Annotated in this window: 14 protein-coding genes; 8 read left to right on the top strand and 6 right to left on the bottom strand. The window is 65.7% G+C overall.

Features of this window, described 5'->3' with window-relative positions:
- Positions 1–87 precede the first annotated feature (87 nt).
- Positions 88–1,476, bottom strand: coding sequence for an AAA family ATPase (locus tag CEW88_RS23620; protein WP_108970839.1), 1,389 nt, complete (start codon positions 1,474–1,476; stop codon positions 88–90).
- Between the two features lie 428 nt (positions 1,477–1,904).
- On the opposite strand from CEW88_RS23620, the gene CEW88_RS23615 reads away from it, so the two are divergent.
- Both CEW88_RS23615 and CEW88_RS23610 read left to right on the top strand, forming a co-directional pair.
- Positions 1,905–2,939, top strand: a complete 1,035-nt coding sequence (locus CEW88_RS23615; protein WP_108970838.1) for a replication initiator protein A — start codon at positions 1,905–1,907, stop codon at positions 2,937–2,939.
- A gap of 10 nt (positions 2,940–2,949) precedes the next feature.
- Positions 2,950–3,777: a sulfotransferase family 2 domain-containing protein gene (locus tag CEW88_RS23610; protein ID WP_108970837.1), complete on the top strand. Its 828-nt coding sequence runs from the start codon at positions 2,950–2,952 to the stop codon at positions 3,775–3,777.
- An 18-nt stretch (positions 3,778–3,795) separates the two neighbouring features.
- On the opposite strand, the gene CEW88_RS23605 is transcribed toward CEW88_RS23610, so the two are convergent.
- Positions 3,796–4,362 (bottom strand): hypothetical protein, encoded by a 567-nt coding sequence (locus CEW88_RS23605; RefSeq protein WP_108970836.1) that lies wholly within the window; start codon positions 4,360–4,362, stop codon positions 3,796–3,798.
- Between the two features lie 318 nt (positions 4,363–4,680).
- On the opposite strand from CEW88_RS23605, the gene CEW88_RS23600 reads away from it, so the two are divergent.
- Positions 4,681–5,046 (top strand): hypothetical protein, encoded by a 366-nt coding sequence (locus tag CEW88_RS23600; protein WP_108970835.1) that lies wholly within the window; start codon positions 4,681–4,683, stop codon positions 5,044–5,046.
- 299 nt (positions 5,047–5,345) lie between these two features.
- Here the strand turns inward: CEW88_RS23600 and CEW88_RS23595 are convergent, their stop codons facing one another.
- The 3 genes from CEW88_RS23595 to cysD form a co-directional block, all read right to left on the bottom strand.
- Positions 5,346–7,304, bottom strand: a complete 1,959-nt coding sequence (locus tag CEW88_RS23595; RefSeq protein WP_108970834.1) for a DUF4214 domain-containing protein — start codon at positions 7,302–7,304, stop codon at positions 5,346–5,348.
- 175 nt (positions 7,305–7,479) lie between these two features.
- Positions 7,480–9,387, bottom strand: a complete 1,908-nt coding sequence (gene cysN / locus CEW88_RS23590) for a sulfate adenylyltransferase subunit CysN (protein WP_108970833.1) — start codon at positions 9,385–9,387, stop codon at positions 7,480–7,482.
- Between the two features lie 58 nt (positions 9,388–9,445).
- The gene (cysD, locus tag CEW88_RS23585; RefSeq protein ID WP_108970832.1) at positions 9,446–10,351 is read right to left on the bottom strand and encodes a sulfate adenylyltransferase subunit CysD; all 906 of its coding nucleotides are present in this window, start codon (positions 10,349–10,351) and stop codon (positions 9,446–9,448) included.
- Positions 10,352–10,451: 100 nt separating this feature from the next.
- On the opposite strand from cysD, the gene CEW88_RS23580 reads away from it, so the two are divergent.
- The 5 genes from CEW88_RS23580 to CEW88_RS23560 all read left to right on the top strand — a co-directional run bounded on the left by CEW88_RS23580 (position 10,452) and on the right by CEW88_RS23560 (position 16,741).
- Positions 10,452–11,531: a helix-turn-helix transcriptional regulator gene (locus CEW88_RS23580; RefSeq protein ID WP_108970831.1), complete on the top strand. Its 1,080-nt coding sequence runs from the start codon at positions 10,452–10,454 to the stop codon at positions 11,529–11,531.
- 303 nt (positions 11,532–11,834) lie between these two features.
- On the top strand, positions 11,835–14,009 hold the full coding sequence (locus CEW88_RS23575; RefSeq protein ID WP_108970830.1) for a YjbH domain-containing protein: 2,175 nt from the start codon (positions 11,835–11,837) through the stop codon (positions 14,007–14,009).
- Positions 13,988–14,668, top strand: coding sequence for a YjbF family lipoprotein (locus CEW88_RS23570; protein ID WP_108970829.1), 681 nt, complete (start codon positions 13,988–13,990; stop codon positions 14,666–14,668). The genes CEW88_RS23575 and CEW88_RS23570 overlap by 22 nt, the downstream gene beginning before the upstream one ends.
- Before the next feature lie 135 nt (positions 14,669–14,803).
- Positions 14,804–15,202 (top strand): hypothetical protein, encoded by a 399-nt coding sequence (locus CEW88_RS24650; RefSeq protein WP_159099721.1) that lies wholly within the window; start codon positions 14,804–14,806, stop codon positions 15,200–15,202.
- Positions 15,203–15,373: 171 nt separating this feature from the next.
- Positions 15,374–16,741 carry a polysaccharide biosynthesis/export family protein gene (locus CEW88_RS23560; RefSeq protein ID WP_193989115.1) on the top strand — a complete coding sequence of 456 codons (1,368 nt, stop codon included), beginning with the start codon at positions 15,374–15,376 and terminating at the stop codon, positions 16,739–16,741.
- Between the two features lie 378 nt (positions 16,742–17,119).
- Here the strand turns inward: CEW88_RS23560 and CEW88_RS24645 are convergent, their stop codons facing one another.
- A complete protein-coding gene (locus tag CEW88_RS24645) occupies positions 17,120–19,222 on the bottom strand; it encodes a hypothetical protein (RefSeq protein ID WP_159099720.1) in 2,103 nt (700 codons plus the stop codon).
- Between the last annotated feature and the right edge of the window lie 481 nt (positions 19,223–19,703).

Here is a 19,703-nt window from a genome sequence, read left to right as displayed (position 1 = left end):
AAAGGGTCCGGCGACAAGCCGGCCCGAACTTGGTTAAGACGGGGTAAGCCCGTCGCGCAGAAAATTGTTTCGCAGCGAAACAGAGTCTCATTCGGCGGCCTTCAGAGCCTGTTCGTCGCGCCGCCAGCTGCCGAGCAGCAGCTGCTTCAGCGCCGCGTAGGTGGCGTCGAAGGTCTCGCGGCCGCGGGCGTAGGTCTCGCGGTTGAAGTCGCGGTAGTCCGCCTCGTAGATGCCGCGCACCTGCTCGCCGGCCTGGCCGATGAGCGCGGTGAAATCCTGCCGGTGCGGCGAGAGCACCGGACCGAGGTAGGCCTGCATCAGCGCCGCGAGCTCGGCCTGCTGGGTGCCGTCGTAGCGGGTGATCACCGCGCGCACCGCGTCCCATTGGAACGACAGCCCGTCGCGGCCCAGGGCCCGGGCGGCCATGTTTTCGGCATCCTCGATCGAGGAGAAGGTCGAATGCAGCATGTCGAAGAAGCGCCCCGTCGAGTCGAACTCGAGGAAGGAGGCGCCGAGCGGCACCAGCAGGATGTCGGCGGCGGCGAGCCCGTTGATCGTCAGGTAGCCAAGGGCCGGGGGCGTATCGAGGAAGATCACGTCGTATTGGTCGAGGATGCCGTCTTCCTCGAGGCTTTCGGTCAGCGCGTCCCAGAGCTTCCAGCCGCGGCCCTGCATGCGCCAGACCGGGATCTGGAACTCGGCCCAGTAGAGGTTGAGCTGCGCGCCGATGAGATCGATGTTCGGCCAATGGGTCTTCTGCACGAGGTCCGGGGCCTTGACCTCCAGCGCCTCGGTCAGCGTGTCGTCGAGCGGCAGGGGGGCCTCGCCGCGGTCGAGCCGGCGCTGGTTCTCGCCGCGCAGGTGACGACCGTAGTGGCGCGCCAGCAGCGGGAAGACCGTCTGCCATTCGTCCTCGACCTTGCCGCCGAAGATCGAGGTCATCGAGCCTTGGCTGTCGAGGTCGATCACCAGCACCTTGTAGCCGTCGAGCGCGGCCGACATCGCCAAGTGCGCGCAGGTCGAGGTCTTGCCGACGCCGCCCTTGAAGTTCGCCACGGCGACCATCTTGGCGGGCAGCCCCTCGGGGCGCCAGGGCAGGTAGTTCTTGGTCTTCGATCCGCCGGCGGCAAAATGCGCGCGCAGCCGCAGCACCTCCTCGAAGGTGAACCACTTGGCGCCGCCCTCGGTCTCGGAGCGGCCCTGCGGCAGCTCGGGATTCTGCTTCAGCACCCGGCGGAAATGCCCCATGGCGACGGGGATGAGATAGCGGGTGATCTCCCAGGTCGAGAAGAGCCGCAAGCTGCGGCCGCCGTTCTCCTCGAGACCGCGCCCGGCAAGATCGCCCCGGCCCGCCTCGCAGGCCTGGGCGATGGCGGAGAACCCGGAGGTCTCGAAGGGCCCGCCGAGGGCGCTCAGCGCGGCATCGGGATCGATGTTGAAATAGGGGGGGAGCTCGGTCTTGATCTCGGCTTTCATGTCCCTGCTCGGCCTTTATGTGTGGCGTTTTTTGCAGGATAACGAAAAACTGCGCACATGAAAGCAAAAGCTGCACATCTACAGATTTTCTCAGCAAATTCGCGGCTTTGGGAGAGGGCAGATTGCTGCGAGCCAGGGCAGCCCTTTTCTGCGGTGTTGTTATTTTTTGTTAGTTTATACGTTACGGTCTTGGAAGTGCTTTTCTAAGCACCTGATACTGAAAGGCAAAAATGCATCGCTGCGCGCAGCTCCGACTCTGAACCCACGTTGAGCCGACTCTGAACCCACGGCAAAGCGACTCCGATCCCCCGAACTCGGGCTGGACGGGGACTGTGGATAAAACTAGGCTGAGCGTCACTGAAACCCCGAAAGCGGGCGGGCGCAGATCCGCCGCGAAAAACCGGGGGCCGGGCAGGCAGGACGAGACGATGAGCGCAGCGACACAGCCTCCCGCGCAGGGGGCGGACCACTCCGGCGGCGGGCTGCTGCCCGACCGTCATCCGACCGCCGACTTCTTCGTCTGTGACATCTTCGATGCCGCGCCCAAGGACGATCTCGGCTCGATGGAGCACCCGATCTTCTCGCTCTCGACTCGGCCCGACCGGCGGCTGCTGAGCTACGCGCACAACGGCACGCAGATCGACGTCATCCCCTCGGTCAAGGGCCGCGCCACGATCCACGACAAGGACATCCTCATCTACTGCGTCAGCCAGCTGATGGCGGCGTTGAACGCCGGCCGCGAGGTCTCGCGCACGCTGCAGCTCAAGGCGCATGACCTGCTGGTCGCCACCAATCGCGACACCTCGGGCGACGGCTACACCCGGCTCAAGGACGCCTTCGAGCGGCTCGCCGGCACCCGCATCACCACCAACATGACCACCGGCGGCCTCGAGACCACCCGCGGCTTCGGCCTCATCGAGAGCTGGGAGATCGTGCGCCGCTCGCGCGGCGGGCGGATGATCTCGGTGACGGTGACGCTCTCGGAATGGCTGTTCCGCGCGGTGCTGGCAAAATCGGTACTGACCCTCAGCCGCGACTACTTCCGCCTGCGCAAGCCGCTCGAGCGGCGCCTCTACGAGCTGGCGCGCAAGCATTGCGGCAAGCAGGCGAGCTGGCAGGTCTCGGTCGGCACATTGCACAAGAAGTCCGGCTCCGCCGCGCCGCTGCGGGTGTTCCGCGCCGCGCTGCGCAAGATGATCGCCGAGGCGACGCTGCCGGACTACGTGCTGCGCGAGCTGCCGGGCGACCTCATCGTCATCGAGCGCCTGCGCGCCACTCGCGCGGCCACCACCACCGGACCGCATCTGTCGGAGGATGCCTTCGAGGCCGCCCGCGCCCTGCGTCCCGGCGCCGACGTCCACGCGCTCGCCGCCCGCTGGCGCGGCTGGTGGGAAGAGACCGGCCGCCCGCGCCTCGGCAATGCCGACGCCGCCTTCCTTGGCTGGGTGAAGGCGCAACGGTGAAGGTGAAGAGATGCTGACCTTCGACAGAATTGTTTCGCTGCGAAACAAGGCCGGACGGCTGCTCGGCCGGGGCAGGGGGGCGCCGCGCCCGCCCGAGCCGATCCGCGAGCGGGTGGTGCTGTTCCACTTCCCGAAGACCGGCGGCACCTCGCTGCACGATTTCCTGGTACCGCACTTCCTGCGCGAGACGATCTGCCCCGAGCGGCTGCGCAACCTCGACCGGCTCGATCCAGCGCAGCTGGCGGCCTACCGCTATGTCTCGGCGCACATGGATTACGAGCGCTTCCGGCTAATCCCGGCGCCGCGCTACGCGATCACCTTGCTGCGCGAGCCCAAGGCGCGGATCCTGTCGCTCTACTATTTTTGGCGGGCGCATTCCTGGCGGGTGATCGAAGAGCGCGGCCTGCACGGCCCGCGGAGGGCCAAGGAGTTGGGGCTGCTGGAGTTCCTGCGCCACCGCACCGGCGGGCTGCCCTCGGACACCGACAACTATTATGCCCGCAGCTTGCTTGGCCGGCATTGGGTCGGCCCCCGCGGCGAGATGCGGTTGAGCGACGAGGAGGCGCTCAGCGCGGCGCTGAGCCACCTGGCGGAGTTCGACACGGTGGGCATCACCGAGGACATGCCGGGGCTCTTCCGCCGGGTGAGCGCCCGGCTCGGGCTCGCCATGCCCGAGGAGCTGCCCTGGGCCCGCTCGTCGCGCAGCTATGGCGCCCTGCCGGACATGGAAGAGGTGGTGCGCGAGGCGATCACCCCCGAGATCGACGCCGAGCTCGATCGGCTGACGCGGCTCGACCGGGTGATCTACGAAGAGGCAAAGCGCCTGTCCCGCGGATGACGCCGGGGCCGGCCGCGCCTAGCGCGGATCGAGCCGGGTTGCCTCGGCGCGGCTCTGCAGCGCCGCGAGGTCCGCGTCTGCCCGGCGGACGAAGAGCTTCAGCGTGTCGACGCCGGCAATCGGCCGGGCAAAGCTCTCGATCTCGAAGTACTCGGGCCGGATGTAGTCATGGATGGCCAGCACCGCATCCGGACGCAGGTGCAGCAGGCTGGTGAGAAAGCATGACACCCGGAAGCGCCCGTCGACCAGGCAGAGATCGACATCGTCGGGCTGCGCGAGGATGGCCTTGGAATAGGCGGGGAACTTGTCCTCGGACTCGCGCCCGATGGGGGTGCCCCATTCACCGGTGCGGCCGATGTCGACCTGGTTCAGGACGATCTCCTTGTCCGCCGGGGCCGCGGCGCCGATCGCGCTGCGCACGTTCTCCACCCATTGCAGGTCGCTGTCGATCGCCGAGATCCGCCGCTGCACGGTGCGGGCCGCGAGGCAGGTGCTGCCGCCCATGCCGAACTCGAAGTAGCTCTGGCTCTGGCGCATGAAATTCTCGAGCAGAGCGATCTCTTCTGCGGTCATCACGATTTTCATCTTTTGTCTTCCCTGCCTGCTCTGCCCGGCCCCGGCGCTGCCAGAACATTCGGGGCCGCTCCCTGACCCCAACTATGCGAAGCCGCTCCCGCACCGGTCAAGCAAGGGCTGGGAGGCTTCGGCATTTCCGGGGGGCTGCGGCCATTTTGACCACATGGCGATCTGTTTCAGGGATTCGGGGCAGGTCACTGCCGTTCGCGCAGCGCGCGGCGAACGGCAACACGGGAAGCCCACAGCTACGGATACTGCGCGTTGCTTCAATGACCGCAAGGTGGCTAAACAGGGAAGTCTAAGTAGCTTACACCAGAAGGGTTTCCAATGAAGATCGGTAGAGTTCTAGCAAGCATATTGGTTCTGGCTGCCTCGAACGCCTCAGCGCAGGATATTGAGTGGAAGTTGGTTGATACTGGTGTCTTGGACCACGCGTCTCACGGCAAGGGCATTGAGATGCGCATACAACCTGATCCAGTCCCAGAAGGTTTGTTCGGCGGTGGCAACTTGGATGATCTTTTGCTGGGGCTTTGCAATCACTATGCGCCGTTTGTCATTCCATTTGTGCAGCAGCAGACAGACATCGAAGAACCGGAATTCATCGCAGTCCGCATAGTTTCAGGAGGCGTGGTGGGCCGATACGTATTGGAAGCCTACGCGATTGAAGATGGGCGTTGTGGAGCTGCCCTCTAAGTCGAGTTTTTAACCTGATTTTTCTATGTGGGTCGTGCGTCGTCTTTTGGCGGACTCCAGAAGCTGTCGTTGGCGGAGCCGCAGCGCAGTGCCGCTGTGGTCCGCACTGTGGACACTCGCGCCAGGGGCAGCGAGGGGCCGCGTCTCCATGGGGAGTCCGGCCAGAGGCAGTGCCTCTGACGAAAAGGGCAGAACTCTCTGGTGCTTTTCACCACGCCGGGCATGAAAAAGGGACCGCGGCGGGGCCGCGATCCCTTGGAGGATTGAGGGGGGTGAGCTGGGCCGGAGGGCCCGCCGCCTCAGACCAGCACCATACCGGCGTTCAGATCGGCCATCGCCGTGTCGTGCAGCGTGACCGTGACGTCCTGATCCATGAAGACCAGATCGTCGCCGACCTCGGTCATCTGCTCCATGGCCGCCTCCGCGCTGCCGTAGCCGAAGGCGCTGAAGTCGAGCATGTCCCAGCTCTCGAGATCGGTCACATCATGGCTGCTGCCGGCCTCGGCGCCAAAGACGAAGCGGTCCGAGAGCAGCCCGCCCGAGAGCGTGTTTGCCCCGCCATCGCCCATCAGCACGTCGTCGGTGCCCTGCTCCATCACCCAGTCGGTGATGTCATCGGCCATCGACATGCGGAACTCGGGGCTTTCGGAGAAGCCGAGCAGCACCTCGGCCCGGCTCATGCCGCCGTCGAGACGGGCGGTCCAGTTCGCCAGACCCTGCGCGTCGGCGCCGCGGTCCAGAACGTTCATGTAGAGCGCGTCGACATAGGCGGCATTGTCCAGCCCGCCGTAGTCGCGGGTGAACTCGGCGCTGCCGGTGAAGCCCGAGGCCACCTGCCCGAGCGAGAGCTCGCCGGTCTCCAGCCGTTCGGTCCAGTTGTAGAAGCCCCCCGCGTCGGGGGCGCGGTCGAAGGCGGCCTGGTAGAGGCGGATGATCTGACCGCTTTCCACCTCGGCGCTGCCCGTGGTGGCGAAATCGCCGTAGATCATGTCATCGCCGCCGCCGCCGCCGATGTTGTCCGCGCCCTGGTCGCCGTAGAGCGTGTCATTGCCGCCCGCGCCGCGCAGGATGTCGTTGCCCATGCCGCCCGAGGCCCAGTCGGCCATCATGCCGGTCGAGGCATTGACCAGGCCCTGGTCGCCGTCGGCCCAGCTGCCGGTGTGGATCTCGTCGTTGCCGGCGCCGCCGTAGATCGTGTCGGAGCCGTCGGCGCTGGCGTCGAAGGTCAGGCCAAGCGCGTCAGCGACGCGGCTGTCGTCGTCCCCGGTGAGGATGTCGTCCCCGGCGCGGCCGCGGATCACGTCATTGCCCGCGCCCCCGGCGAGGCCGTTGTCGTAGTCCGAGAGCATCAGCCCGCCCGCGGCACCGCCATCGGCGGCATCGGCCAAGTTGTCGTCCTCGACCGAGGCATCGACGAGGTCCTCTCCCGCGCCGCCATGCAGCACGTCGCGGCCGGTGCCGCCCGAGACCGTGTCATTGTCGGCACCGGCGGCGATGCTGTCGTTGCCGCCGCGGGCGTCGATGAAGTCATCGCCGGGGCCGGCGTTGAAGCTGTCGTCGCCCTCGGTCAGGGTGATGCGCCCCGAGGTCATGGCGCGCTGCGCGGCGAAGAGCGCCATGGCCTCCTCGAAGCTGGCGCTCTCGATGTCGCCGGCGGCGGCGGGCAGGATGCCGGTATAGCCGTTGGTGCCGCCGTCGACCTCGCCGCCGGTGCCTTCGCCGATGCCGTCAGGCACCTGCACCCCGTGCAGCACGATCTCGCGCAGGGTCAGCGGCATGAGATCCTCGGCGGTGTAATCGGTCATCGACACCGGGCTGAAGAAATTCTCGTCATTGCCCAAGTCGTAGCTCTGGACGAAGGCCAGCATGCCGCTGCTGTCGGCCATGGGCATGGCGCCATCCGCGGCCGAGACCAGCGGCAGCAGCACGTCGCCGTATTGGCCGAGCCCCTCGATCACCTCGACCATGCCGTCGGCATCGGCGTCATCGGCCAGCGTGGGGGCGGTCGAGTCGATCGGGTTGCCGCCCTCGTCGAAGAGCCCGTGGATATGCTGCGCATGGGTCTGCGACGGGGTCATCCCGCTGGCCGCGATGGCCACGTTGAGATAGGCGCTGCCATCCTCCTCGGTGGCCATGGTAAGGACCGCGGAGGCCTTGACGCCGGAGCTGTTCAGGGCGGTGAAGTCGACGGTCCAGAAGGCATCAGCCCCGGACAGGAAGGTCTCGAAGGACCGGTAGGAAGGCGCCAGGTGGGCCATTGGTGATCTCCTCTCTCATCAGTGGTCGCACCGGAGGAGACACGGAAGGTTGCCGAGAAAAGTTTCCACCAGGCCTCGCACGGATCCGTGATCACGCCGGGCAGGGGCCCGGCGTGCCATGCAAAAAGGCCCCGGCGCTGCGCCGGGGCCTTTCGTATTTCAGCGAGCCTCTCCCTTACGGGATCAGCCGCGCGATGATCAGGTCCGCGGCTTCCTCGGGCGTCATCTCGGTGGTGTCGATGCGCAGCTCCGGCGATTCCGGGTGCTCGTAGGGGCTGTCGATGCCGGTGAAGTTCTTCAGCTGGCCCGCGCGGGCCTTGGCGTAGAGACCCTTCACGTCGCGGCCCTCGGCCACCTCGAGCGGCGTGTCGACGAAGACCTCGACGAATTCGCCCGGCTGCATCATGCCGCGCACCATGTCGCGCTCCGAGCGGAACGGCGAGATAAAGGCGGTGATCACGATGAGACCCGCGTCGGTCATCAGCTTGGCCACCTCGCCGACGCGGCGGATGTTTTCCACCCGGTCGGCCTCGGTGAAGCCGAGGTCCTTGTTGAGCCCATGGCGCACGTTGTCGCCGTCCAGAAGGAAGGTGTGGCGGTTCATCCGCGCCAGCTTCTTCTCGACGATATTGGCGATGGTCGACTTGCCCGAGCCCGAGAGGCCGGTGAGCCAGAGCACGGCGGGCTTCTGGTGCTTCATCGAGGCGTGGTGCTCACGGCCGATGTCGGTGGCCTGCCAATGCACGTTCTGCGCCCGGCGCAGCGCGAAATGCAGCAGCCCCGCGGCGACCGTGTGGTTGGTCAGCTTGTCGATCAGGATGAAGCCGCCGAGGTCGCGGTTCTCGGCGTAGGGGGCAAAGGGGATCTCGCGGTCGGTGGTGATATTGGCCACGCCGATGGCGTTGAGATCGAGCGTCTTGCTCGCGAGGTGCTCCTGGGTGTTGACGTTCACCTCGTACTTGGGCTCGGCGACGGTGGCCGAAACGGTCTGGGTGCCGATCTTCAGCCAGTAGGCGCGGCCCGGCACCAGCTCGCTTTCGTCCATCCAGACGATCGTGCTCTCGAACTGGTCGGCGACCTCGAGCGGCGCCTGCGCCGCGACGATCACCTGGCCGCGCGAGCAGTCGATCTCGTCGGCGAGGGTGATGGTGACCGACTCGCCGGCCACCGCCAGATCCTTGTCGCCGTCCATGCTGACGATGCGCGCCACCGTCGAGGTCTTGCCCGAGGCCAGCACCCGCACCGGATCGCCCGGGCGCAGCTGGCCCGAGGCGATCATCCCGGCAAAGCCGCGGAAGTCGAGGTTGGGGCGGTTCACCCATTGCACCTGCATGCGGAACGGGCCGGCCTGGTCGCGGGTGTCCTCGACCTCGACCTCTTCCAGCAGCGGCAGCAGCGCCGGGCCGTCGTACCAGGGGGTGTTCTCGCTCGGGCCGGTGATGTTGTCGCCCTTGAAGCCCGAGATCGGCATGGCGGTGAAGCTCTCGATGCCGATGCTCTCGGCGAAGGCGCGGTAGTCGGCGACGATGCGCTCGAAGGTCTCCTGCTCGTAGCCGACCAGATCCATCTTGTTGACCGCCAGCACCACGTGGCGGATGCCGAGCATGTTGACGATGTAGCTGTGGCGGCGGGTCTGGGTCAGCACGCCCTTGCGCGCGTCGATCAGGATCACCGCGAGATCGGCGGTCGAGGCGCCGGTCACCATGTTGCGGGTGTACTGCTCGTGGCCGGGGGTGTCGGCGACGATGAACTTGCGCTTTTCGGTGGCGAAGAAGCGGTAGGCGACGTCGATGGTGATGCCCTGCTCGCGCTCGGCGGCGAGCCCGTCGACGAGCAGTGCGAAGTCGATCTCTTCGCCTTGCGTGCCCGAGCGCTTGGAGTCGGATTCCAGCGCGGCGAGCTGGTCCTCGAAGATCATCTTGCTGTCGTAGAGCAGGCGGCCGATCAGCGTCGACTTGCCGTCATCGACGGAGCCGCAGGTGATGAAGCGCAGCATGGTCTTGTGCTGGTGCGCCTCGAGATAGGCATCGATGTCCTCGGCGATCAGCGCGTCGGTCTTGTAGATGGGGTCCTGGGTGGTCATGGCGTGTCCCTGAAAACTGGGGCTGGAAGGGGAGGGTGGCGCGGCGCTGTCGCGGCGCTCAGAAATAGCCTTCCTGCTTCTTCTTCTCCATCGAGGCGGCCTGATCGTGGTCGATCGCCCGGCCCTGGCGTTCCGAGGTGGTGGTCAGCAGCATCTCCTGGATGACCTCAGGCAGGGTCTGCGCCTCGCTCTCCACGGCGCCGGTCAGCGGGTAGCAGCCGAGCGTGCGGAAGCGGATCGAGCGCATGACCGGCTCTTCGCCGTCCTTCAGCGGGAAGCGGTCGTCGTCGACCATCAGCAGCAGCCCGTCGCGTTCCACCGTCGGGCGCGGCTGCGAGAAATAGAGCGGCACGATCTCGATGTTCTCGAGGTGGATGTACTGCCAGATGTCGAGTTCGGTCCAGTTGGAGATCGGGAAGACCCGCACGCTCTCGCCCTTGGTCTTGCGGGCGTTGTAGAGCCGCCAGAGTTCCGGGCGCTGGTTCTTCGGATCCCAGCGGTGGTTGGCCGAGCGGAAGGAGAAGACGCGCTCCTTGGCGCGGGATTTCTCCTCGTCGCGGCGGGCGCCGCCGAAGGCCACGTCGAAGCCATACTTGTCGAGCGCCTGCTTCAGCCCTTCGGTCTTCCACATGTCGGTGTGCAGACCGCCGTGGTCGAAGGGGTTGATGCCGCGCTCTTTCGCCTCGGGGTTCTGGTAGACCAGCAGCTCCATGCCCGCGTCGGCGGCGGCCTTGTCGCGCAGCTTGTACATGTCCTGGAACTTCCAGGTGGTGTCCACATGCAGCAGCGGGAAGGGCGGCGGGGAGGGGTAGAAGGCCTTTTTCGCCAGGTGCAGCATGACGGCGCTGTCCTTGCCGACGCTGTAGAGCATGACCGGGTTCTCGGCCTCGGCGACGACCTCGCGCAGGATGTGAATGCTTTCGGCTTCCAGGCGCTGCAGGTGGGTGAGGGTCTTGGTGTCCATCGGGGGGCCTCTGGTCGGAACTGTACTGAAGGCCTCATCTACCCTTGCTGCGGATGCGAAAAATCTCCCATATGGGGGGTATCTGGCGAGAAGGCAGGACATGTCGGGCGAAACCGAGATCCTCGCGGCGCTCTTTGCCGCATCCATGGGCACATCGGGGGCAGAGGCCGGGGAGAGTGAAGAGGGCCTCTGGCAGCATTTCCTCGCCCGGCTCGCCGCTGCCACGCAGGCCGAGAGCGCGCTCTTGCGGCTTTTCTGGCCCGGCAGCCCGGTGTCGGGCTGGCACATCGGCCCGGCCTGGGAAGGCCCGCCCGAGAGCGTGGTCGAGCGCATGCGCAGCGGCCGGGTCTATTCGCAGGTCGACCTGCCGGAGCCGGGGGCGGGGGAGCCGGCGGGGCAAGGCGAGGCGCTGCCCCTGCGCGCCCTGCGCTGGCGCCTCGGTCGCGGCGGGGCGGGTGGGTCTGGCGGCACCCCGGGCGCCCGCGTCCTGCTGGCCCTGCGCCGCCGCGGCGAGGATTTCCGCGCCGTCGACGGCCTGCAGCTGGCCAATCTCACCCCCTATCTCGGCCTCGCCATGGGGGGCTGGCGGCAGCTGCAGCAGGCGCGCGCCCGGGCGGCGCTCGACCGCGGGTTGGCCGGCGATCTCGGCGCGGGCTGGCTGCTCTTCTCCCCCGCCGGGCAGGTGACCGCCCTCGCCGAGGGTCTGACGGAGCGGCTCGAGGCGATGGGCCTGCCGCTGCGCGCCGACGGACGGCTGCCCCTGCCCGAGCCCGAGGCGGCGGCGCTGCGCTTGGCGCTGGCGAAGGCGGCGGAGGGGGCGGCCCTGCCGGTGCTGCTGTCACGCACGCCGCGGGTCGAGCTGATGCTCGGGCGCGAGGCCCCGGCGGGCGAGCCACTGCTGGTCGGCCGGGTGCGCCATGCCCTCTCGGCCCGGGCGCTGCCCCTGGCGCAGCTCTGTGCCGCTTTCGGCCTCAGCCGAAGCGAGGCCAGGCTCGCGGCCTGCCTCTGCGACGGGCTGAGCCTTTCGGAGGCGGCGCAGGAGCTGGGCTGGACCCTGGAGACCGCGCGCAGCTGCTCCAAGCAGATCTTCGCACGGATGGGGGTGAGCGGCCAGCCCGGCGTGGTACGGCGGATGCTGGCAAGCGCGGTCTGGCTGGGGTGCGCGGGGCAGGGGGGCTGACCGGTGCGCTGCGCTTGTCAGCCCTGTGTCAGGGGCGACCGCTCGGGCGAAAAATCGCCGGAGCCGCGCGGCGTTGCGGAATTTCCATGCAGGCCGGCGGGTCTGGACCGCGTCTTGTGGGATTCCGGACACGGTCGCCTGCTGCGCCGCAGCGCCTTGCCGGGCTGAGTGTTTGAACTTTCCGCGCAACGCGGCGATGGTGCGCGCAACACAAGAATGGAGCGCCCCGGATCTCGGGCAGCGGCCGCGTGCCCCCTCCCGGGCACAGGGCCGGGGACGCTCTGACAGAGGCGGAGTTCCCGAATGCCAGGTCCGACACATGGGTTGCGACGCAGCCGGACACCCAGGGGCGCGGCGCCGCTGAGCATGGGACTGTGCGCGGGGCTGGGATTGGCCCTCGTCGCTGGCCCGGCCATCCCGCAGGAGGCTCCCTGGTCGCGCCCGACGCTCAACTACATGGGTGTGCCCGGGATTCTGGACATGCCGACGGCGCACCCGATGCGGGACGCGGACCTGAGCCTGTCGGTCGGAGCCTTCGAGGACACCATTCGCGGCACGCTGCACTTCCAGATCACGCCGCGGCTGTCGGGGGTGTTTCGGTATGTGAATATCGAGGCTTTCGGCTCTCAGGATCAGTACTACGACCGTAGTTTCGATCTAAGCTATTTGCTCGCTGAAGAAAGCCGGCACACTCCTGCAGTAACTGTAGGGCTTCAGGACTTTGGTGGGACAGGCATCTACGCAGGTGAATATATAGTAGCGACAAAAACTTTTGGCCGTTTGCGAGCTACAGGCGGGATCGGTTGGGGACGTTTCGGCAGCTATAATGGCTTCACAAACCCTTTAGGGCTTTTCAAGAAAAGTCTTGAGAGCCGCCCTGAAGGAGAAACAGGTATCGAGCAAACCGGAAAGCTTGATACAGGTCAGTGGTTTAGAGGTGACGCGGCGTTCTTCGGCGGCTTGCAATACGCGGTCAGTGGAAAACTGGTTTTGTCCGCCGAATATTCGTCGGATGCTTACCAAGCTGAGGCTGAGCGCATCGGCTTCGAGCATAACTCCCCCATCAACCTCGGCTTCAGCTACCGCCTGACAGACAGCCTCGACCTGAGCGGCGCCTATCTCTACGGCTCTACCCTCGCCGCCCAGCTCAGCTACACGTTCAACCCCAAGACTCCCACCCGCTATCCTGGCGGTGTCGGCCCGGCGCCCAAGCCCGTCTTCCTGCGCCCGGCGCAGAGCGCCTCGGATCTCGGCTGGACGCAGCAGCCGGATGCCCCGGAGATCCTCCGGACCACCCTCAAGGGCCTGCTCGAGGCGGACGACATGGAACTCGAGCGCTTCGGCGTCGAGGCGCGTGTGGCGCGGGCGGAGGTGCGTGCCGGCGCGCAGCCGTCGGAGGCGCAGGCGGTGGGCCGGGTCGCGCGGATCATGAGCCAGCTCATGCCCGCCTCGGTGGAGCGCTTCGAGATCACCCTCGTCACCGGCACCGGCCTGCCGGTGAGCCGGGTCGTGCTAAACCGCAGCGATCTCGAGGAGCTCGAATACGCCCCCGACGGCGCCTGGCAGAGCTACGCCCGCGCCGAGGTCGAGGATGCCCTGCCCGCGCGCGCCGGGCAGATCGTGCCGCAGGGCGCCTTCCCGAAATACGAGTGGTCGCTGGCGCCCTATCTCAGCTCCTCCTATTTCGACCCGCGCCAGCCGATCACCCTGACTTTGGGCGCGCAGCTGCGCGGCAGCCTCGAGCCGCTGCCGGGCCTCGTGCTGGAAGGGGCGGTGCGCCAGAAGCTGACCTCCAACAGCGCCGGCGTCCGGCCCTCCAACTCGATCCTGCCGCATGTGCGCACCGACAACACGCTCTACCAGGAAACCGACGATCCGACGCTCAACTACCTGACGGCGACGCAGTATTTCCGCCCCGGGCAGGATGTCTTCGCGCGGGTCACCGCGGGCTACTTCGAGCCGATGTACGGCGGTATCTCGGGCGAGATCCTCTGGAAGCCGGTGGACAGCCGCCTCGGCCTCGGGCTCGAGGTGAACTACGCGCAGCAGCGCGAATACGAGCAGGGCTTCGGCTTCCTGGACTACGGCGTGGTGACCGGCCATGCCTCGGCCTATTACAAGGCGCCGAACAACTTCCACTACCAGGTCGATGCGGGGCGCTATCTCGCCAAGGACTGGGGCGCCACATTCGGCGTCGATCGGGAATTTGACAACGGCATCACCATCGGCGCCTTTGCCACCTTCACCGATGTCTCCTTCGACGATTTCGGCGAGGGCTCCTTCGACAAGGGCATCCGCTTCTACGTGCCGCTCTCGGCGATCACCGGCGAGCGCTCGGAGGTCGCGGTTTCACGGGCGCTGCGCCCGGTGCTGCGCGACGGCGGCGCACGGGTCGACGTCGGCACCCGGCTCTACCAGCAGGTGCGGCAGTATCAGCAGCCCGAGCTGCAGTCACAATGGGGACGGTTCTGGCGATGAAGATGCGCGCGCTTTTCACCGGGCTTGCCCTCGCGCTGCTCGCCGGCTGCGGCAGCGATCTGAACATGGTTCGCTATTTTGCCGATCTCGGCGCGGAGGTCGCGGAGCTCGGCAAGCCGCAGCAGGACGTCCGCGGGCAGATCACCCCGCAGATGGTGGCGGCCGCGGGCCGGCCGGTGCTTTTCGCGACCCTTCCTCAGCGCGGCACTCAGGTGGTCTTCGTCGAGGACACGCGGAACGGCGACAGCACCTCCTGGCTCTCACCCTCGAACGAGGCGATCGTGCTGCAGGGCGGCGTGCTGATCGCGACGCGGGCCGCTGGGGGGGACCTCATTTCGGCGGATGTGCGCGACGTGCGCGCGGCGCTGGCCGGGGCGCCCGGCCCGGCTGAGCGCATCCACCGCTATCTCGATGGCGAGAACCACCTCGTGGTGCATGCCTATATCTGCGACTACAGCCGCGCCCCGGATGTCGCCGCGGCCTATTTCGGCCAGCTCGAGGTCACCCGGGTCGACGAGAACTGCACCGGCCCGCAGGAGAGTTTCGAGAATCGTTACTGGATCGCCGGCTCCGGGGATGTCGTGCGCTCGGAACAATGGGTCGGCCCGGCAGTTGGCCATCTGACCTACGAGCGGCTGAGTAATTGGGCAGATTACTGATCTCGAGGCAGGGAAGGTGGCGGCAGGATGACAATTCACCTGCTCCCGCGTCATTGAAATTGCCTCGGCAGAACGAATTTGCTAACGCTGCCAATAAGTTTCTTTGGGACCGTACGTTTCTTTAGGAGAAGAGCGATGACCATGAAGACCATGACGGGGCTTTCAGCGGCCTGCTTTCTCGCGTTTACCTCGTTTGCGAGTGCCCAGGGCCTCGGCGCTGGCGGTGCGGCTGCGCAAGGCGGCGGTGCTGCCGGTAACGCGCAGACCGCGGGTCTTGGCGGCGGCGGCGCGGGTGCCGGCGGTGGCGTAGGGGCCGGCGTGGGCGCCGGGGCTGGCGTCGGTGCGGGCGTTGGCGGTGGCGTCGGGCTTGCCGGCCTGGGTGCCGCGGGCTTTGCCGGCATCTCGGGCACTCTTCTGGCCGCGGGCCTCGGCACGCTGGCCGTGGGCGGGATCGCAGCCGTGGCCTCCGGCGGTGACAAGGGCAAGGGCAAGCCCGGCACCACGACCACGACCGGAACCTCGGGCACGAACTGAGTCGCCTGACCGGTGGCTCGTCAATTCCGCCACAGGTTGAGAAGAAATCGGGCGGACCTTTGCAGGGTCCGCCTTTTTCATGGGCTCCTGCATGGCCTGTCGGAACAAATCCATCTAATCTGCGCGCAAGGGGCCTGACCCCGCCAGAACACAATCTTCACGAGGAAGAACATGGGCAAAAAGGCCTTGAGCAGCCTGGCCGTGACCGGCCTTCTGATGCTGGGTGGCTGCGGCGTCGCCTACCAATCGCCGTCGGTGAACCCGATGAGCGCCAGCGCCTCGAAAGTACGGGTGCTGGCGATCACCCCGGAAACCGTGCTGGCGGCGAACCGCTCGGGATACAGTCCTAAGCAGCTGCCGGCGGTCTTCTTTGCCAATGCCGGTGGCGGCAGCACCCAGCGCGGCGCCGGGGCGGTGCCCGACCCGGTGGTGGATTACCAGCCGCGCCCTGACATGCTCGAGACCCGGGTGCCGCCTGCAGTGCCTGAGGCACCCTACACGATCGGCGTCGGCGACGTGCTGCTGCTGGCCACGCCGCAGACCGGCTCGACCGTCGAGCAGCTGACCGGGCTGCTGGCCGCCTCGAATTCGCGCCAAGGCTACACGGTGCAGGATGACGGCGCGATCGCCATCCCCAACGTTGGCCGCGTGCAAGTCGCTGGCACCACCCTCGAGGAAGCCGAGAACCGCCTGTTCCAGCGCCTCGTGGAGAACCAGATCGACCCGACCTTCAGCCTCGAGGTCGCCGAGTTCAACTCCAAGAAGGTCTCGATCGGTGGCGCTGTGGCGCAGCCGGCTGTAGCGCCGATCACCCTCACCCCGCTCTACCTCGACGAGGCGCTGGCGGCGGCGGGCGGGATCACCGCCGAGGATCTGGATTACGCCTCGGTGCGCATCTACCGTGACGGCACGATCTACCAGATCCCGCTGCGCGAGCTCTACTCGAGCAGCCGCCTGTCGCGGGTGCAGCTGACCGACGGCGACGCGGTCTTCGTCGACACCGAATACACGCTCGACCGGGCGCAGGCCTATTTCGAGGAGCGCATCCGCCTCGCCGAGTTCCGCCAGGACGCGCGCATCGCCGCGCTCAACGAGCTGAACGCCGAGGTGAACATCCGCCGCGGCGCGCTGGCCGAAGAGCGCGAGAACTACATGACCCGGCTCGAGCTCGACTCCGTCGATCGCGACTACGTCTACCTGACCGGCGAAGTGAACAAGCAGGCGCGCTACCCGCTGCCCTTCGGCCGCACCGCGACGCTGGCCGACGCGCTCTATTCCAACGACGGCGTGCCGACTCGCACCGGTAACGTGGCGGAGATCTACGTGCTGCGCGGCTCGCCCGACCCTCGCGAGTTCGGCGCGCTGACCGCCTGGCATCTTGACGGGCGCAACGCCGCCAACTTCCTGCTGGCGACGCGCTTCGAGCTGCGCCCCAACGACGTGGTCTTCGTGGCAGAGCAGCCGGTGACCCGCTGGAGCCGCGTGGTGACGCAGATCACCCCGTCGCTGATCACCTCGACGGCGGCGCAACTGAACTAATTGACTGAGCCCGCACGGCCCCGCAAAGCACTCCGCCTAGCAACTGTATCCGTCAGGCGCCTTGAAGGCCCCATGGTTTGCGCGCTTTGCATAGAGCGTTAGTGATATTCAGGAGCTTTCGTGCGACCGCAGTGATGATGATCTTGTGCGGTTTTCCGCCGTCGCGCAGTCGCTGCGCGACGGCTTTCAGATGGGGTTGTGATTTGCGGCGGCGAGGGCTACCTGCCTAGGCCGCCGTATGACAATCTCATACCGCGATGCCTTGGCTCAGTTCTCAGTTGACATAGGACGCCCCGTTACAGAAGCGTCTCAAGCGGATTTCCACCCGCTGAGATCTCTGCAAGCTGGTCATCCAGAGGTTTCCGGGGGTGTCCATGTCTATACCCTGAGCCAGTCTGACCCATCCCAGATGAGGCGTAGACTGTCACCAGCACTCAGAACTATGTCAGCGCCGCCAAGGTCAGCATTGTAGGTCGCTGTGCCGTGCTTGACCGTAACGTCCCATGACGCAGCAGGCACCCGCAGGAGGATCTCCTGTCCGACGATAATGCCATCCGGCATCGCTCCCATTACGCGTGCGGCTCCTGTCGCGCTCAATACGCAGACAATCATCGGGTCACCGCGCCAAAGCAGATTGATCTGCTCGTCATCCGCTGCCAGCTGCCGTGTCATGTATGCAGACCGCCCTGCACCATCCTCTGTGCGCCATTTTACCGGGCCGGAAAAACCAACGCCGCCGGCCCCGGTTATCATGTTGGTGGTCGGGTCCACTCCCAACTTCTCGGTCACGATTTCATCTGGTGCGAAAGAGAAGGTCGCAGTCGACGCTGGCACCTTGTAAAACACGGTGCTCAGCGCGTCATCATTAATTGTCCGGACTTCACCCCCGATCCAGCTGCACGCGGTATCTCCATCCCCCTGAATAGCTCCATAGTTGATGGTAGCAACATCTACGTCCTGCAGATCGAAAACCACCTTGGAACTGCGTGCATCAACTGCACAGTCGTTGAGATTGAACGCCCGTGAGTAGTCAGCTTCTGATGGGGGGCCAGGCCTTATATCTATGGCCCCTCTGAGCTTCAGCGCCCCGGCGATACCTGAGACGACGCGGCCGTATTTCCGCGACCGGAACGATCCACCGCGGATCTCCACATCGACCTTGCCCCAAGAATAAATTGCGTAACGGTCTACATCGACATGAGCACCCTCAATACTTACTGAGGATGGCTCGGTGACGCCATCCTCGGTAAAAATCAATATCCCCTCTTTGCCATTGTAGGCTTGTGGGCTTACCAGCCGATGGGCAATGCCACGGATCACAAATTGGCCGCCGCCAGTTGTTCCACCGCTGACAACGCAGCCCATGAATGTGCAGTGTTCCGAGCCGTGATGAGTATCAAATCCAGCCTGCGTATCACCATTCACCTGCCCGGTCACCAGAGCGCCGAAGGTCGCGCCGTACAGGTGCAGGTCATCAATATCCGCCTCAATGAGAGACTGGTTGGTCGTGTACCCGTGGCGGTTCCTTCCACCTATGACATCCGCCCGCGTTCCCTGAGAGTTACCGTCATTGACTATGTAGCCATATTGGCTGTTTCCCTCGTCGTTGCGGAGGTCGCGACCAATTGCGCGAATGCGGGCATCCATGCACCCCACAACATTGATCGCCGAAGTGTATGTGTGATCAATTTCAACCTCGATATCCAGATCACTCACGCCGTACATGGTACATACAGAACCTTGCCAGTCAGCCTCATGACCGGATTCATATCCGATTACGCCACCCTTCCATTGGTAGCGCCTGCGCGGTAGTCGCCCAATACGTGGGTTTGTAGTTAGGTCCCACGGAATAGGACGGTCCAACGTCAATATGTTTCCAGATATTGATACGACGAAGGCGTAAAATCCACGGCGGTAATCCGTCGCTCCGACCGTAGGGCGCGTGCATCGCTGCTTATCATCACTCACGCACCGGACAAGGTCCCCCACGGTGTAGGCCGTGCCATCGGAGCACGTAATGGTCTGCCGCCCGCCCCAATAGTCCTCACCATCCACCGCCGATATTTTCTGGATAGCCTCAAATTTCGGGTGCCCGGCGCGGAAAAACGTAATGTCGGCTGCGACAGTGATGTTCGCGCCATCGGCCCGGACCAGCGAGGCTTCCAGATCTCCAACCTCAAACACCGTTTTGGCCGTGTAATTTCCCGGAGGAAGCCGCAGGATTTGGCTAGGGAAAGCCGCCGCTGCTCGGCGCAGCGTGAGGGATATGTCGTCAGCGTCTGCTTCAGATTTCAGCGCGAGGACGTTGACCTCTTGAGTCGGCTGACAATACAGCTTCACGCCGCCCGCCGTGGTCGGGTGATGATCCGTCGCGCCAGACGTCTCAGTGAGGGGCCCCTGGAATGCGGCTGCCGGTGATGCTACGGCCAGTGCAGCGACGGGTGCGGTTTTGATAAAACCGCGGCGAGTTGCTACTTTCATAGGGAAATTCCCTTTTTGTCTAGACGTCATTGAGGGTCGCTGGGTGGGGTGAGATGCCCCGGCGGTCTTTACTTTTTTCGGGAGCTGTCTTTTCGACATCAAGCCCGCTCCTGAGAAGCCTCCTGAGAACCAACCCGTCATCTCCAGCGCGGATGCATCAGGCCGATCGCCGGAGCCGCTGCAGGCAAAAGAGCGTGCTATCGGAGGTCTCCTAATGCTCAAAACAAAAGGATGGCACCCGTCCTCTCTGCCGCTGTCAATCAGATATCTGCGGTATTTGCACTGCTCCCCAACGCTGGACCGCCGGAAGCTGGAATTTTCCGGCTGTTTCACGATGACGGGCTGGCAGCCCACCATGTGGACGGAGGCCGACCGCAAAAAGGGCCAGACCTAGGGACTGAAGACCATCGAGAGCTTCCAAACCCACGGCACCCCGCAGGTTGACACCCCCTGTACTACAGCCCGATATGGGCCGGGTCGA

Origin of the sequence: Alloyangia pacifica, assembly GCF_003111685.1 — a bacterium.
GTDB lineage: Bacteria > Pseudomonadota > Alphaproteobacteria > Rhodobacterales > Rhodobacteraceae > Salipiger > Salipiger pacificus_A.
This window is presented reverse-complemented; position numbering and strand designations above follow the sequence as displayed.